Below are 15,081 nucleotides of genomic sequence, written 5' to 3'. Positions count from 1 at the left end.
GCGCCCCCTTCCGCTCCTGCCGCGCAGACCCAGCTGCCCGTGGCAGACACCGCCGCTGCTCCGGTAACGCCACCGGCGCCGGTGGCGCAGCATACCGATCCCAAGTCGGCGTAGCCCGAGCGTTTCCGTCAACCGGGGTGAGCTTCACCCCGGTTGCCTGCTGACAAGACTAGGGCGCACAGTGCGAATTCCGTTCGATCCGCGGTACAGCAAGCGGAGGACCAATCCCGACGGCACGATGTCGTTGATCGACCACCTCTACGAGCTTCGTACCCGGCTGCTGCTGTCGGTACTGGCGATCTTCGTGACAACGCTGATCGGGTTCTTCTGGTACTCCCACACGTTTCTCGGAGTCGAGAGCCTCGGCGATCTTCTGCGCGGACCGTACTGTTCGTTGCCCGACTCGAGTCGAGCGGACCTGAGCAGCGACGGCGCATGCCGACTGCTCGCCACGGGGCCGTTCGAGCAATTCATGCTTCGGTTCAAGGTGGCGCTGACCGCCGGAATCGTCCTGGCCTGCCCGATCTGGCTGTATCAGCTGTGGGCCTTCATCACACCAGGTTTGTATGCGAAGGAACGCCGCTACGCGATCGGTTTCGTGCTTTCCGCTGCGGTTCTGTTCGTCGCCGGTGCCGTGCTGGCCTACGTGGTGGTCGCCAAGGCGTTGCACTTCCTGCTGACGATCGGTGACAACGTCCAGATCACCGCCCTGAGCGGTGCCGAGTATTTCGGCTTCATCGTCAATCTGCTGATCATCTTCGGTGTCAGCTTCGAGATCCCGCTGCTGATCGTGGCCCTCAACTTCGTCGGCATCCTGCCCTACGCCAAGCTCAAGGCGTGGCGACGCGGCCTGATCTTCGCGTTGTTCGTTTTTGCCGCGATCGCCACTCCCGGCCAGGATCCCTTCTCGATGCTTGCCCTGGCGCTGGCCCTCACCCTCCTGTTCGAGATCGCCGTGCAGATCGCCCGCCTGAACGACCGTCGGAAGGCCCGGCGCACGGAGCAGGATTGGGGCGCCCTCGACGACGACGCGGCTTCACCGATCGCCGCGCCGTCCGACCTCGACGAGGCGTTCGACTCGACTGCGAAACCGTCTCCCGAACCTGCGGGCCGGTTCCGGCGGTCGCGCAGAAATCGTAAGTCCGCTGCCGCGGCCACTGTGGAGAGCACGGCCACCACCGGGCACAACACACCTGGTCAGGACTTCTCCGATACCCTGTGACACTCTGGCTGTGTGGCAGTGACAACAGGTAGATCGTCCGGCGGCACCGAACTCGACGAGTTCTCGGCGCTGCTCGGCTTTGTTCTCGACCCTTTCCAGATCAATGCCTGTCGCGCGCTCGAGGGGGGTCACGGCGTTCTGGTCTGCGCACCGACCGGCGCGGGAAAGACCGTGGTCGGCGAGTTCGCCGTGCACCTGGCGCTCGCATCCGGCCGCAAGTGCTTCTACACCACACCCATCAAGGCGCTGAGCAACCAGAAGTACGCGGAACTGGTACGCCGGTACGACAAGGACACCGTCGGACTCCTGACGGGCGACTCGAGTATCAACGCCGACGCGCCGGTGGTCGTCATGACCACCGAGGTTCTGCGGAACATGCTGTACGCCGATTCGCCGGCCTTGCGCGGACTGTCCCATGTCGTCATGGACGAGGTGCACTTTCTGGCGGACCGGTTCCGCGGCGCGGTGTGGGAAGAAGTGATACTGCACCTGTCCGAGGATGTCCGCCTGGTCAGTCTTTCTGCGACGGTCAGCAACGCCGAGGAGTTCGGCGCGTGGATGGAGACGGTCCGCGGCGACACGGCGGTAATCGTCGACGAGCATCGGCCGATTCCGCTGTGGCAGCACATCATGGTCGGCCGACGGCTGTTCGATCTCTTCGATACCCGCGCTGCCGGTGAGGGCCGCAGGGACCTGGTGGTCGACCCGGATCTGGTCCGTCATGTCAAACAGCGCCAAGCGCTCGACCGGGCGGACTCGTGGGAGTCGCGGGGCCGCGGCCGCGGTGGCGGCCGAGTAGCGTCCAGCGATTTCCGGCCACTTCCGCGCCCGGAGGTGATCGCCCGTCTCGACGAGGAGAGTCTGCTACCTGCCATCACGTTCATCTTCAGCCGGGCCGGATGCGACGCCGCACTGACCCAGTGTGTGCGGTCCAGACTGGATCTCACGACACCCGAGCAGGTCAGCGAAATTCGCGCCATCGTCGACGCCCATACCGCAGACCTGCCGCGAGCAGATCTCGAGGTTCTCGGCTACTGGGAATGGCGCAAGGCCCTCGAACGCGGTTTGGCGGCGCACCACGCCGGGATGCTTCCCGCCTTCCGGCAGACCGTCGAGGAACTGTTCGTCAAGGGTCTCGTGCGGGCGGTGTTCGCCACCGAGACGCTTGCCCTGGGTATCAACATGCCGGCTCGCACGGTCGTTCTCGAACGACTTGTGAAGTACAACGGGGAGGCGCATGCCGAACTGACGCCGGGGGAGTACACGCAGCTGACGGGACGGGCCGGGCGGCGCGGCATCGACGTCGAGGGTCATGCGGTGGTCCTGTGGCAGCCGGGCGTGGAACCGGTGGATGTGGCGGGCCTGGCCTCGACCCGGACGTTTCCCCTGCGCAGTTCGTTCCGCCCGGGCTACAACATGTCGATCAATCTCGTCGACCGCATGGGTGTGGCCGAATCACGGGCCCTGCTGGAACGCTCGTTCGCCCAGTTCCAGGCCGATCGTTCCGTCGTGGGCCTGACGAGGGGGATCGAACGTAACGAGGCCGCATTGAACACACTCCGGGAGCGGCTCGGCGGCGCGGACGGTGAGTACTTCGAGTACGCGCGGTTGCGGGATCAGCTGAGCAGCAGGGAACGGGCGCTCGAGCGGCAGGGGCGCACCGAGCGGCGCGAGACCGCGGTTGCCTCCCTCGTCGGTTTGCGACGCGGCGATGTGATCTCGATTCCTGTGGGACGCCATGCGGGCCTGGCAGTGGTGCTGGAGCCGGACCGCGACCCCACCGATCCGAAACCGCTGATCCTGACCGAAGGAAAATGGGCGGGGCGAGTGTCGGTCGGTGATTTTCCCGAGCCGACCCGCGCCTTGGGGACGATGCGGTTGCCGCGCAGGACCGATCATCACACCGCTCGCGGACGGCGCGATCTCGCCTCCGCGCTGCGCAGCACCGGGATCGTCGCCCAGGGCCGACGTAAACGGAAGAAGTCCGGTGCGGGTGACGACGCCGAAATCAACCGGTTGCGGCGCGAAATTCGACAGCACCCGTGTCACAGCCGCCCCGACCGCGAGCAGTTGAGCCGTATCGGCGACCGATACAACCGGATCGCCCGGGAAACCGAGACGATGCGTCAGCAGGCGGCGGCGACGACGAATTCGCTTGCGCGCACTTTCGATCGGATCCTGTCGTTGCTCGCCGAACGCGACTACCTCGGTGGGGGTGAGCATCCCGAGGTGACCGAGCACGGCGCCCGGCTGCGCCGAATCTATTCGGAGAGTGATCTGCTGGTGGCCGAATGCCTGCGGCAGGGGGTGTGGAAAGGGCTCGGTCCGGCCGAACTTGCCGCTGTCGTCTCGGCGGTGATCTTCGAATCGCGCCGCGAAGGCGACACCACCGATGTCGGTGGACCCGGTGTGCTGCGTCACGCACTGGACGAGACGGTGCACCTGTGGCGGGAACTGCGGGCCGACGAGATTCGGCACAGGTTACCTCCGACCCGCGAGCCCGATCTCGGTTTCGCCTCCGCGGTCTTCCAATGGGCAAGCCACAGTTCCCTGGTCGACGCCCTTGTGGCAGCGGGCGATCAGGGCCGGGCATTGTCGGCCGGGGATTTCGTCCGGTGGTGCCGGCAGGTGATCGACCTCCTCGAGCAGGTGCGTTCCGCGTCGCCGGATCCCGATGTGGGTAAGGCTGCCGGCCGAGCGGTGGCCGCGATCCGCCGTGGAGTCGTTGCTGTCGATGCGGCGTGACCGGTGCCGCGGCGGGGTTCACGCGTTGTCCACGCGCCCGGGTACGGCGGCGGGGCGCTACGGTAGTACGACATTCACTTGGGAGCGGGAGGCGACGATGAGCGGCCCTTACGGACCGAACGACCCGAACAGCCAGTGGGCACCGGGACAGCAGCAGCCGGGTCAGGGCGACCCGGGTCAGGGCGGTGGGCAGTACGGGGCTCCGCAGTACGGTCAGCAACCACCCTCTCAGCCATGGGGTCAGCAACCACCCTCTCAGCCATGGGGTCAGCAGCCCGGCCCGCCTCAGCAGTGGGGTCAGCAACCTCCCGCTCAGCCGTGGGGTCAGCCGCAGCAGCCGCAGTGGGGTCAGCAGCCCGGCCCGCCTCAGCAGTGGGGTCCGGCTCCGGGTCAGCAGCAGTGGGGTCAGCCTCCCGGGCCGTCCGGAAAGTCCAAGCTGCCGTGGATCATCGGTGGCGCGGTCGTCGTCCTGGTGATCGCCGCGGTCGCGGTCGTGCTCGCGTTCACCGTCTTCGGAACCGACACTCTCGATCAGAAAGCTGCGGAGCAGGGCGTCGAGCGCATCGTCACCGACTCCTATGGCGCGGAAAACGTCTCGGATGTGAGTTGCCCGTCGGGCGAGGAAGTGAAGAAGGGCAACAGCTTCACGTGCGATCTCACCGTGGACGGTGAGAAGAAGCAGGTCACCCTCACCTTCACCGATGACGAGGGCACCTACGAGGTGAGCCGCCCGAGCTAGAGGGTGTCGCCGATGCGGGCGGACGGTCAGTCACACCACCTGCCCGTCGGTCACCGCCGTCAGCGCCGCCGTGAGGCGGGCAACGGAACTCTCGATACCGAGTTCTTCCGCCAGACGGCCGAGCCGGTCCCCGTCGGCCGGTTCGGCGGGCAGCGTGTCGTCCCCGGACAGAACGACATTCGCGTCCCGCACCACTCGCACAACCGGCAGCGCCGCGTCGAGGTAGTCGGCGGCGGCAGCGAACTTCGCGCGCGCACCCTTCGACATGTTCGAATCGGGGTCGAGCGCGGCGGCCCGCAGGTTCTGCAATGATCCGTACTGCATGAGCAGGCTCGATGCGGTCTTCTCGCCCACACCGCGCACCCCCGGGAGGCCGTCGGAGGAATCGCCGCGCAACAGGGCGAGTTCGGCGTACGCCTCTCCGGCCCGTTCGGCCGGCACCCCGTATTTGGCGGCCACCTCGGCGGGGCCGAGGAGTTCGGCCTTCGCGAGGCCGCGCACCACGTACAGCACCCGCACCGATACCGGGTCGTCGGCAACTACCTGGAGAAGGTCCCGGTCCCCGGTGACCACGATGGTCGGATCGCTCGCTTCGGTGGCGGCGAGAGTGCCGAGGACGTCGTCGGCCTCCAGACCTTCGGCGCCTGCGGTCGCGATTCCGCTGGCGGCGAGGACGTCCAGGATCATGGGAACCTGCGGCGTCAGGGTGTCGGGGACCTCCTCCTCGAGACCCCCGGTGCCCTCGGCCACCCGATGCGCCTTGTAGGTGGGTACCGCCTCCACCCGGAAAGCGGGCCGCCAGTCGAGGTCGAGGCACACCGCGAGCCGGGACGGCCGGTGCCTGGTGATCAGCGCAGCGACCATGTCGGTGAATCCGCGCACGGCGTTGACCGGTCGACCGTCGGGTGACGTGATCGAGTCGGGCAGCGCGTAATACGCGCGAAACCACAGGCTGGCACCGTCGAGGAGAAGCAAAGGCCCACTCATGGCCCCCATCCTGCCAAACCGCATTAGCCTGAAGCCATGAGTTCCCTCGGCGCCTCGACCGCACGCTTCCCGACCACCATCTATGCCGACCGGATAGCGCGTGCCGGAACGCTCGCCGGCGAGGCAGGACTCGACGGTCTCCTCATCACTCCCGGACCCGATCTGCGGTACCTGCTGGGTTCGCGGGCCGAGTCGTTCGAGCGGCTCACCTGCCTGGTGATTCCGGCGAACGGGGACACCGCGTCGGTGGTGGTTCCGCGTCTCGAACTGGCGTCGCTCGGCGACTCCGCCGCATCCGATCTGGGCCTGACCATTCGGGACTGGGTGGACGGCGTCGATCCCTACGTCATGGTGGCGGGTCTGCTGCCGGCGCCGGCGCGCACCGCGGTCACCGACGCGATGCCCGCGCTGCATCTCATTCCGTTGACGGCCACGCTCGGGGCGGCGCCGGTGTTGGCCACCGATGTGCTGCGGGAACTGCGAATGATCAAGGACGACGCGGAGATCGATGCGTTGCGGCGGGCGGGCCGGGCCATCGACCGGGTGCATGCCCGGATGGGGGAGTTCCTGAAGGTGGGCCGGACCGAAGCCGAGGTGGCAGCAGACATCACCGCCGCGATTCTCGCCGAAGGACACACCGAGGCGGCGTTCGTCATCGTGGGTTCGGGACCGCACGGCGCCGATCCGCATCATGAGGTGTCGGAGCGGGTGATCGAGTCGGGCGACGTGGTGGTCATCGACATCGGTGGTCCGGTGGAACCGGGATACAACTCCGACTCCACCCGCACCTACAGCATGGGTGAGCCGGATCCCACCGTGGCGGCACGTGTCGCGGTGCTCGAGGAGGCCCAGGCGGCAGCCGTCGACACCGTCCGGCCCGGAGTGACGGCCGAAGCCGTGGACGCGGCCGCCCGGAACGTACTCGCGGCGCAGGGGCTGGCGGAGGTGTTCGTGCACCGGACCGGGCACGGCATCGGCCTGTCGGTGCATGAGGAGCCGTACATCGTGGCGGGCAACTCGATCGAGCTGGCGGAGGGAATGGCGTTCAGCGTGGAGCCGGGAATCTACTTCGGCGGCGCCTGGGGTGCTCGGATCGAGGACATCGTCATCGTGACCGCCGACGGCTGCGAACCTGTCAACACGCGTCCGCACGGTCTGACCGTTTTGCCCGGCTGATCCCGCCGAGCCGAGCGGAGCGTGCGGGCACGGTGCGTGAGGGGTAGTAACATCTTCCCTTTGTTCGCGACCGCACTCGCCGTGGCCCAGCCCGGTGAGGCGGGATCACAGATCAAACGAAGGTGTTATGTCGAGCGTCGCCCCGAAGATCACCGTCGTTGTACCGACGTACAACGAACGTGACAACCTGCCCAAGATCGTCGAGTTTCTTGCCGGGTTGAAGCTCCCGAACCTGCATGTACTCGTGGTCGACGACAACTCCCCGGACGGCACGGGTGAGGTGGCGGACAAACTGGTGATCGACGGTCCGATCCCCGTCGGGGTTCTGCACCGCACCGCCAAGGACGGACTCGGACGGGCCTATGTCGCAGGCATGACCCGCGCGCTGGACGAGGGTGCGGAAATCGTGATCCAGATGGACGCAGATCTGTCCCACCCGTGTGAGGCGATCCCGCGGATGGTGGAGACGCTGAACACGACGGACGCCGCCGTGGTGCTCGGGTCGCGATACGTAACCGGGGGCGCGGTGGCCAGTGACTGGCCGTGGCATCGCAAGGCACTGTCGGCGTGGGCCAACTTCTACGTCAACGCGATCCTGCGACTGCACGTCAAGGACGCGACCGCCGGCTTCAAGGCGTGGCACGCGGACACGCTGAGGGCGATCGACGTCGTGACCGTGCAGAGCAACGGCTACGCATTCCAGGTGGAGATGAACTACCGCACGGTGCAGCGCGGGATGACGATCGCCGAGGTGCCCATCCGTTTCGAGGAACGCACCGAGGGTGTGTCCAAGATGAGTCTCGGTGTGCAGTTGGAGTCGGCGCTGGTGCCGTGGAAGCTGCGGTTCAGTGGTGGCGGAAAGCGGCAGAGCCCAGTACGCGGCTGACGGCGATCTCGACCACCACCCGGGTGGGGTTGACGCGGGGCTGCCGGTAGCGGGCGGCGTAGCGGGCGACGGCATCGGCGACCGAATCGGCGTCGTCGAGGACCCGTGCAGGACCTTCCAGGGTCAGCCAGCGTGGCCCGTCCACCTGGCTCACGGCCGCGTAACCGCCTCGCTCGGCGTTGAGTGCCTTCTGTGAAGATCCGTTGGTGATGACGCGGGCGAGGCCGTGCTCCTGATCCCACGTGAAGCCGACCGCCACGACGTGCGGTGTGCCGTTCTTGCGGAGCGTGGTGAGCGTGCCGAGGTGGTATTCGGCGAGGAAGGCCAGGGCGTCGTCGGTCAGGCGGATGGAGGCTTGGGGGGTGCGGTCCATGCCTTGACGGTAATCCAGGACACTGGACGGGTGAGCCTGGCATCGGAGAAGGACAGCGGTAGGACGGAAGACTCGATAGGTGCGGGGACCGTGCTCGTCCTGGGTGGCCGCAGTGAGATCGGTCTCGAGATCGCGGCCCGGCTCGCACCGGGACGCACCATCGTCCTCGCGGCCCGTCGAAGCGCCGACCTGGTGACCGAGAAGCAGTCGCTTCTCGATGCCGGGGCCGCGGCCGTCGAGTGCGTGGAGTTCGATGCCGACGATCTCGACAGTCACGAGAAGGTGCTGACGTCGGTCGTGAAGGATCACGGGCCCCTGGCGGTGGCAGTGCTCGCCTTCGGCGTCCTCGGCGATCAGGCGCGCGCTGAGCGGGATGCACGGCACGCAGTCGCGGTGGTTCACACCGATTACGTTGCCCAGATCAGCGTGCTGACCCATCTCGCCACTCTGCTTCGGGATCAGGGTTCGGGACGGATCGTGGTGTTCTCGTCCGTCGCCGGCATCCGGGTGCGCCGGGCCAACTACGTCTACGGCTCCGCGAAGGCGGGCCTGGACGGGTTCGCGAGCGGGCTCGGTGACGCGCTGCACGGCAGCGGTGTCTCGCTGATGCTGGTGCGCCCCGGCTTCGTGATCGGCCGGATGACCGAGGGCATGTCGCCGGCACCGATGTCGAGCAATCCGACTCAGGTGGCGGATGCAGTTGTGCGCGGACTGCGTCGGGGCGCGAGCAGGGTATGGGTGCCCGGACTGTTGCGTCCCGTGTTCTTCGTGATGAGGCTGCTTCCGCAGGCGGTCTGGCGCCGCATGCCGCGATGACCGATCCGATCGTCGTCGTCGGCATCGGCGCCGACGGGTGGGACGGGCTGTCGCCCCGCGCCCGCCGCGAAATCGAGGGCGCCGATGTCCTTCTGGGGTCTCCGCGTCAGCTCGACCTGGTTCCCGACTCGACTGCCCGGCGCGTGCCCTGGCCGTCTCCGCTGGTGCCCGCATTGCCGGGGCTGCTCGTGCAGTTCGACGGCCGGCGGATCTGTGTGCTGGCCAGTGGTGACCCGATGTTCCACGGCGTCGGGGTCACCCTCGTGGAACTGCTGGGCTCGTCGCGGGTGCGGGTGATTCCCCACCCGTCGTCGGCCACCCTGGCATGTGCCCGGATGGGATGGCCGCTGCACGCCACCGCCATTGTCAGTCTGGTGAACCGGCCTGTCGAATCCCTCACGCCCGCACTGACCGATCGCGGGCGCGTGCTGGTCCTGAGCCGCGACGAACACACTCCCGCCGTGGTGGCCGCGCTATTGAGCGCCGCCGGGTTCGGAGCGTCACGGCTCAGCGTGCTCGGCGACCTGGGCGGACCGGCTGAGTCGCGGGTCGACGGAACCGCGTCGTCGTGGACCTCCGACCCGGGTGCGCGTCTGAACGTGATCGCCATCGAGTGCGTGGCCGGTCCGGATCGCCTGCGGCTCACCAGAATTCCCGGCCTCCCCGACGCAGCGTATTCCGGGGACGGACAGATGACCAAGCACGAGATCCGCGCCCTGACCCTGTGCGCGCTGGCGCCCGCACCGGGGGAAGTGCTGTGGGACGTGGGCGGCGGCTCGGGCACCATCGGGATCGAATGGATGCGAACCGACTCCCGTTGTCGCGCGGTGGCTTTCGAGCGGGACGCGGGACGGATGGGGCAGATCGAGGCGAACGCCACCCGGCTGGGTGTCCCTTCCCTCGTGATACTCGGGGCGGTGCCCTCCGCATTCGAGGACGCGCCAGATGGGACGTCCGAGCCCGACGCGATCTTCGTCGGCGGCGGCGTCACCCAGGAGGGGCTGCTCGAGGAGTGCTGGACCAGCCTCCGCGGCGGGGGCCGACTGGTGGCCAACGCCGTGACCGCCGAATCCGAAGCGCTGCTGCTGCAGTGGTTCTCGAAATGCGGTGGGCAGCTACGCAAGTTCCAGGTGTATCGCGGTGGGCCCCTGGGCGAGTTCACCGCGTGGCGTCCGCAACTGCCGGTGGTGCAGTGGTCGGTGACGAAGCAGTCGAAAGGGAAGACGACATGACGGTCTACTTCATCGGAGCGGGCCCCGGCGCCGCCGACCTGATCACGGTACGGGCCCAGCGGATCATCGCGGCGAGTCCGGTGTGCCTGTACGCGGGAAGTCTCGTCCCGCCGGAACTGGTGGCCGAGTGCCCCGCGGACGCACGGGTGATCGACACGGCGCGGCTCAGCCTCGACGAGATAGTGGCCATTCTCATCGAGGCCGACGCGGCCGGACAGGACGTGGCACGGCTGCATTCGGGTGACCCTTCGATCTTCAGCGCGGTCGCCGAACAGGTGCGCAGGCTCGAGGCCGCCGGAGTCTCCTACACCGTGGTGCCCGGGGTGCCGGCGTTCACGGCCGCGGCCGCATCGCTGGGACGCGAACTCACGGTTCCCGGTGTCTCCCAGTCGATCGTGCTGACGCGGGTGTCGACGCTGTCCACCGCCATGCCCGAGGGGGAGGACCTGCGTTCCCTCGGTCGCAGTGGGGCCACGATGGTGGTACACCTGGGTGCTCACCGCATCGACCGGATAGTCGAGGAACTGACGGAGAACTACGGCCGGGACTGTCCGGCAGCGGTCGTGGCGTTCGCCTCGCGCCCCGACGAGATCGTGCTGCGCGGCACCCTCGCCACGATCGCCGGCCAGGTACGGGCGGCCGGTGTCACGAAGACCGCCGTGGTGATCGTCGGGAAAGTGCTTGCCGCCGAGGGATTCCCGGACAGCTATCTGTATTCCGCGACCCGCGAACGCGCCACCCACTGAACATGACGCGGGTTCTGATCCTGGGCGGTACCGGGGAAGCGCGGTCCCTGGCAGCTGCACTTGCGGACGATCCGGGTGTCGACACCGTGTCGTCGCTGGCGGGGCGCCTTCGCGATCCGCGGATTCCCGCCGGGGAGGTGCGAATCGGCGGGTTCGGGGGAGCGGATGGCCTCGCCGCGTGGCTGCAGGACAATCCGGTCGACGTCGTCGTGGATGCCACGCACCCCTTCGCTGCCCGGATCACCGCGAACGCGATCACGGCCGCAGAGTGCTGCGGCACGCCGCTGGTGGTGCTGCGGCGCCCCGAGTGGATGCCGCGGAGCGATGACGACTGGCGGCAGGTGGCCGACCTGTCCGAGGCGGCAGGGGTGGTGCGCACGCTCGGAGAGAGAGTGTTCCTCACCATCGGCAGGCAGGGAGTCGATCGGTTCGCCGATCAGCACACGCCCTGGTTCCTCATACGCGCGATCGATCCGCCGGAGGTGCCGATGCCACCGCGTTCGACGCTGCTGCTCGACCGCGGCCCGTTCACCGTGGCGGCGGAGACAGCGCTGATGCGCGAGCACGCCATCGACATCATGGTCACGAAGAACAGTGGTGGTGATCAGACGGCCGCCAAGCTGGACGCCGCCCGGGATCTCCGGATTCCGGTGGTGGTGGTGCGCCGGCCGCCGCTGCCTGCGGCGATTCCGACGGTGGACGATGTTGCGAAGGCCGTCGGCTGGGTCAGGTCGCTGACCTGAGGAGAGGCGCAAGGGGCGGTCAGCAGGCTGCGGCGGCGTCTTCCGACAGCGGCTTCCCCTGCGGCTCCGTGTAGAACGCGTACAGCACCAACGGCACGGTCCCCGGATTGGAACCCTCGTGCACGTGGTCGCTTCCGTGGTCTTCGGCGATCAACTGACCGGGAGCCGTGTCGACCGTGCTGCAGTCGTCCAGCGTCCTCGAGAGAACCCCGGAATCGACGTACGCGTAGACCGGGCCGTCGTGGAAGTGCCAGCCGGTGGTGCCGCCGGGGGCGATCTCGATGCGGCGGAGGGTGAGATCGGTGCCGGGCACCGTGGTTGCGAACAGTATCTGCGCGGTGACGCCCTCCGACGGAGTCGCGTGGGCGAGCGACGGCAGAGCTACCGTCGACACCGCTGCACAGCAGAGGACGAGCAGACTCGACCTGGCAAGCATGGCCACAGCCTTTCGGCGCACGTGCTCCGCGGATAGTTGTTCGGTGGGATGTTCTGCGCTCACAGAGTAAGGCCGCGCGCAGCGTGATGCACGGGTACTCGAACAAGTTCCCGAAAGGTGGGCGGGTGCGTTCGTGGGATCACCGCCGGTTGTCGGGTTCCCCGCAGTGTCGCGCAATGGAGGCGCGTGCGGCGCGTTCCAGTGCGGTGGCGGCATCCCAGCCGTGCCCGTCCGGGACGAGCGGATCGCCGACGACGAGGTGGATGGCTCCTCGCCGGATGACCGTGCCGTGGTCGGGCCACATCATCGCGCGGCTGCCCGAGATCGCGACGGGCACGACGGGAAGCCCGGCTTCGGCGGCAACGACGAACGCCCCCATGTGGAAGGGCCGCAGCCCCGGAACCGGCGAGAGCCCGCCTTCGGGGAACACCACCAGCCGTTCGCCGGCAAGGGCTGCCGACGCGAGGTGGTGGGTGTCCTCCACCCCCCGCTCGCGTGCGGCGCGTTCGACGAACCGGGTGCCGATCTTCCGCAACACGAAGCCGATCACCGGCTTGTGCTCGAACACCTCGCCGGCCACGAAGGTGTAGTAGCCGGGCAGGACGGTGGACATCGCGATGCCGTCGAGGAGGCTGGCGTGGTTGGCTACCACGAGGCAGGCGGCGAGTCGCGCGAGACGCTCGGGACGATCCACCGTAACCGAAGTACCGGTGAGCCGGGCGAGGGTCCGGGCGGCAGCCCGCGCCACAGCCCGGCGCGCGGCGAGCCTCGGTACCACCGCCAGGGCGATCAGGGTCGGCAGACTCACGGCGACGAGCATCGACCAGCACCACACGGCGTACGCCCCGGTGTACGTGATTCGTGCGGCCCGACGCACGCGCGGGATCACACCGCGGGCGCCGAAACGGGTCAGCTGCCACCACATCGGCTCATGACGATCCTGCCCGCCGCCCTGTTCGTACCGTCGCCGGGCGGCGGCCCGCCGAAGCTTGCCGCTGGAGGTCTTCGGCACCGATCGGGGTGGTGCGAGCACGATGTCGTCCGGTGGTGTTCCCAGCAGGTCGACGCTGGCACCGATGATCCGTTCCCGCAGTTCGTCGAGCGCGGAACCCGCGGTCTCACGTGTCTCGGCGAGTACGACCAGACGTTCGGTGCCGCCCGTCTGCGTGGAGGTCGCGAAGACCGCGACGCACCCCGTGCGGATTCCCGGGATTGCACCCACTGCCCGCTCGAGTTCTTCCGGGTGCAGGTTCCGGCCCGCCCGGATGATGAGGTCCTTGACCCGGCCCGTCACGTAGAGTTCACCGCCGTCGAGGTAGCCGAGATCGCCGGTGTCGAGCCAGCCGCGGCGCACCAGCGCTGCAGTGGCACGCGGATTCCGGAAGTATCCCGTGGTCGCCGAGGGGCCGCGGAATTCGATCCGGCCCTCGCGCCGATCACCCAGAACGTTTCCCGCCGAGTCGACCACGCGGACCTCGTGATCGGGAAGGGGCCGGCCACACGCGACGAAGCGGAGTGGAGCGGTGTCGTCCCCGGCAGCCCGGGTCGCCCGGCCGGTGCGCAGGAAGCGCTGTCGGGCAACCAGATCCACAACCGGACCACGCGCCACGGGCGGAAACGTGAGTCCGACGCAGGCCTCGGCCAGTCCGTAAACCGGGGCGAGGGCCTCGCGGCGCAGCCCGTAGGCGGCGAACCGCTCGGCGAACCGGGTCACGGTGTCCGCGCTCACCGGCTCGGCGCCGTTGAACACCATGCGCAGCGAACTGAGGTCGAGCCCGTCCAGTTCCGCGTCGGTGATCTTGCGCAGGCACAGTTCGTAGGCGAAGTTGGGGCCTGCGGAAAGGGTGCCGCGGTGGGCGTGGACGGCCCACAGCCACCGTGCCGGCCGGGTGAGGAAATCGAGCGGTGACATCACGGCCAGCGGGACCCCGAAGTACAGGCTGGACAGCCAGGCGCCGATCAAACCCATGTCGTGGTAGAGGGGTAGCCAGCTGACGAACACGTCGTGAGAAGAGACCTCGGCTGCCTTGCCCATGGCCCGGATGTTGGCCAGCAGGTTGGCGTGGGTCAGCGTGACGCCCTTGGGATCGCCGGTACTGCCGGATGTGTACTGCAGCAGCGCGATGTCGTCCGCCCCGCGGACCCCGCCGAGCGCCGGGCCGTAACCGGTCAGCTCGGCCGGGGTGAGGACGTGGTGCACCGACTCGACCTGGTCGCGCACCAGTCGGGCCGGCCGTGCGGCCTGAGGATCGGTGATCAGCACTCGCGCCTGCGCGTTGCCGAGGATGTGGACCTGACGCCGAAGGTGCTCGACGAGTTGCGACGGGCGCACCGGTGGGTAGACCGGTACCGGGACGCCGCCCGCCAGGAGCACACCGGCGAACGTGGTGAAGTAGTCCCGTCCGGTCGGCAGCATGATGGCCACCCTGTCCCCGGGGCGGAGATCGCGGGCGAGCAGCGCGGCGGACACCGTCGTGGCGGCGGATTGCAGTTCGCCGTAGCCGATCTCGTCCGGTGCTTCGTCCGAGAGGATCCGCAGATGCACCCGGTCGGGGTGGGTGCGGGCATGCCAGGACAGCACCTCGGTGAGGGTGGCGGTTCCGTCGGGAGTGGGGTCGATCCGGGACGGAACGGCGTGTCGCACGGGCATCGCCTGCCGCGTGACAACCCGCGGAGGAGCACGTCGCACCGCAGTCAGAATGTCACGCGGTGTCGCGACGGTGCCGAGGATGCCGCGTCCCAGGCTCACCCCGAATGCATCCTGCACGCGGTCGAGTAGTTCCGTGATGCCGAGGCTGTCCAGTCCGAGATCGCGATCCAACGAGCTGTCGAGTTCTGCGCGCGCTGCGCGGTCCACGGTGTGCCGCTGGGCCACGAGATCCCGGACAAGCGTGAGCAGCAGGGCCTCGTCCTGCCCTGCGGGCGCAGGCTCGACCCCTGTCATTCTCCGGTCCCCGAGGTGATGGGCTCCATCGACTGG

Annotated in this window: 13 protein-coding genes; 9 read left to right on the top strand and 4 right to left on the bottom strand. The window is 68.3% G+C overall.

Annotated elements, in window-relative coordinates; all coding sequences use genetic code 11:
• Window positions 1-181: 181 nt before the first annotated feature.
• The 3 genes from tatC to WAW17_RS24900 all read left to right on the top strand — a co-directional run bounded on the left by tatC (window position 182) and on the right by WAW17_RS24900 (window position 4,706).
• A complete protein-coding gene (gene tatC, locus WAW17_RS24910; protein ID WP_422335551.1) occupies window positions 182-1,222 on the top strand; it encodes a twin-arginine translocase subunit TatC in 1,041 nt (346 codons plus the stop codon).
• An 18-nt stretch (window positions 1,223-1,240) separates the two neighbouring features.
• Window positions 1,241-3,967, top strand: a complete 2,727-nt coding sequence (locus WAW17_RS24905) for a DEAD/DEAH box helicase (protein ID WP_422335555.1) — start codon at window positions 1,241-1,243, stop codon at window positions 3,965-3,967.
• Window positions 3,968-4,064: 97 nt separating this feature from the next.
• A complete protein-coding gene (locus WAW17_RS24900) occupies window positions 4,065-4,706 on the top strand; it encodes a DUF4333 domain-containing protein (RefSeq protein ID WP_422335550.1) in 642 nt (213 codons plus the stop codon).
• Between the two features lie 30 nt (window positions 4,707-4,736).
• On the opposite strand, the gene WAW17_RS24895 is transcribed toward WAW17_RS24900, so the two are convergent.
• Window positions 4,737-5,693: a 5'-3' exonuclease gene (locus WAW17_RS24895; RefSeq protein WP_422335549.1), complete on the bottom strand. Its 957-nt coding sequence runs from the start codon at window positions 5,691-5,693 to the stop codon at window positions 4,737-4,739.
• A 36-nt stretch (window positions 5,694-5,729) separates the two neighbouring features.
• On the opposite strand from WAW17_RS24895, the gene WAW17_RS24890 reads away from it, so the two are divergent.
• Both WAW17_RS24890 and WAW17_RS24885 read left to right on the top strand, forming a co-directional pair.
• Complete coding sequence (locus WAW17_RS24890) at window positions 5,730-6,869, top strand: M24 family metallopeptidase (RefSeq protein WP_422335548.1); 1,140 nt, start codon at window positions 5,730-5,732, stop codon at window positions 6,867-6,869.
• A gap of 127 nt (window positions 6,870-6,996) precedes the next feature.
• Entirely contained in the window at window positions 6,997-7,755 is a 759-nt protein-coding gene (locus WAW17_RS24885) for a polyprenol monophosphomannose synthase (protein ID WP_422335547.1), read from the top strand.
• Here WAW17_RS24885 and WAW17_RS24880 read toward each other — a convergent pair.
• Window positions 7,715-8,128, bottom strand: a complete 414-nt coding sequence (locus WAW17_RS24880) for a PPOX class F420-dependent oxidoreductase (RefSeq protein WP_422335546.1) — start codon at window positions 8,126-8,128, stop codon at window positions 7,715-7,717. The two genes, WAW17_RS24885 and WAW17_RS24880, sit on opposite strands and share 41 nt — an antisense overlap.
• A gap of 30 nt (window positions 8,129-8,158) precedes the next feature.
• Between WAW17_RS24880 and WAW17_RS24875 the strand changes: the two genes are divergently transcribed.
• From WAW17_RS24875 to WAW17_RS24860, 4 genes are read left to right on the top strand one after another with little or no spacing between them, the layout of a single operon-like run.
• A complete protein-coding gene (locus WAW17_RS24875) occupies window positions 8,159-8,944 on the top strand; it encodes an SDR family NAD(P)-dependent oxidoreductase (protein ID WP_422335545.1) in 786 nt (261 codons plus the stop codon).
• Window positions 8,941-10,176: a precorrin-6y C5,15-methyltransferase (decarboxylating) subunit CbiE gene (cbiE, locus tag WAW17_RS24870; RefSeq protein ID WP_422335544.1), complete on the top strand. Its 1,236-nt coding sequence runs from the start codon at window positions 8,941-8,943 to the stop codon at window positions 10,174-10,176. Before WAW17_RS24875 ends, cbiE begins: the two co-directional genes overlap by 4 nt.
• The gene (cobM, locus tag WAW17_RS24865) at window positions 10,173-10,922 is read left to right on the top strand and encodes a precorrin-4 C(11)-methyltransferase (protein ID WP_422335543.1); all 750 of its coding nucleotides are present in this window, start codon (window positions 10,173-10,175) and stop codon (window positions 10,920-10,922) included. Before cbiE ends, cobM begins: the two co-directional genes overlap by 4 nt.
• 2 nt (window positions 10,923-10,924) lie before the next feature.
• Window positions 10,925-11,665, top strand: a complete 741-nt coding sequence (locus tag WAW17_RS24860) for a cobalt-precorrin-6A reductase (protein ID WP_422335542.1) — start codon at window positions 10,925-10,927, stop codon at window positions 11,663-11,665.
• A gap of 19 nt (window positions 11,666-11,684) precedes the next feature.
• Here WAW17_RS24860 and WAW17_RS24855 read toward each other — a convergent pair whose 3' ends face one another.
• On the bottom strand, window positions 11,685-12,164 hold the full coding sequence (locus WAW17_RS24855; protein WP_422335541.1) for a cupin domain-containing protein: 480 nt from the start codon (window positions 12,162-12,164) through the stop codon (window positions 11,685-11,687).
• Window positions 12,165-12,240: 76 nt separating this feature from the next.
• Window positions 12,241-15,045, bottom strand: a complete 2,805-nt coding sequence (locus WAW17_RS24850) for an AMP-binding protein (protein WP_422335540.1) — start codon at window positions 15,043-15,045, stop codon at window positions 12,241-12,243.
• Between the last annotated feature and the right edge of the window lie 36 nt (window positions 15,046-15,081).

Source organism: Rhodococcus sp. (in: high G+C Gram-positive bacteria), assembly GCF_049286785.1.
GTDB lineage: Bacteria > Actinomycetota > Actinomycetes > Mycobacteriales > Mycobacteriaceae > Rhodococcus_F.
This window is presented reverse-complemented; position numbering and strand designations above follow the sequence as displayed.

What these genes read in the sequence shown, in the direction of transcription:
- WAW17_RS24900 (WP_422335550.1), top strand. Translation starts at nt 4,065, where the DNA reads ATGAGCGGCCCTTACGGACCGAACGACCCGAACAGCCAGTGGGCACCG.
- WAW17_RS24895 (WP_422335549.1), bottom strand. Translation starts at nt 5,693, where the DNA reads ATGAGTGGGCCTTTGCTTCTCCTCGACGGTGCCAGCCTGTGGTTTCGC.
- WAW17_RS24890 (WP_422335548.1), top strand. Translation starts at nt 5,730, where the DNA reads ATGAGTTCCCTCGGCGCCTCGACCGCACGCTTCCCGACCACCATCTAT.
- WAW17_RS24885 (WP_422335547.1), top strand. Translation starts at nt 6,997, where the DNA reads ATGTCGAGCGTCGCCCCGAAGATCACCGTCGTTGTACCGACGTACAAC.
- WAW17_RS24880 (WP_422335546.1), bottom strand. Translation starts at nt 8,128, where the DNA reads ATGGACCGCACCCCCCAAGCCTCCATCCGCCTGACCGACGACGCCCTG.
- cbiE (WP_422335544.1), top strand. Translation starts at nt 8,941, where the DNA reads ATGACCGATCCGATCGTCGTCGTCGGCATCGGCGCCGACGGGTGGGAC.
- cobM (WP_422335543.1), top strand. Translation starts at nt 10,173, where the DNA reads ATGACGGTCTACTTCATCGGAGCGGGCCCCGGCGCCGCCGACCTGATC.
- WAW17_RS24860 (WP_422335542.1), top strand. Translation starts at nt 10,925, where the DNA reads ATGACGCGGGTTCTGATCCTGGGCGGTACCGGGGAAGCGCGGTCCCTG.
- WAW17_RS24850 (WP_422335540.1), bottom strand. Translation starts at nt 15,045, where the DNA reads ATGACAGGGGTCGAGCCTGCGCCCGCAGGGCAGGACGAGGCCCTGCTG.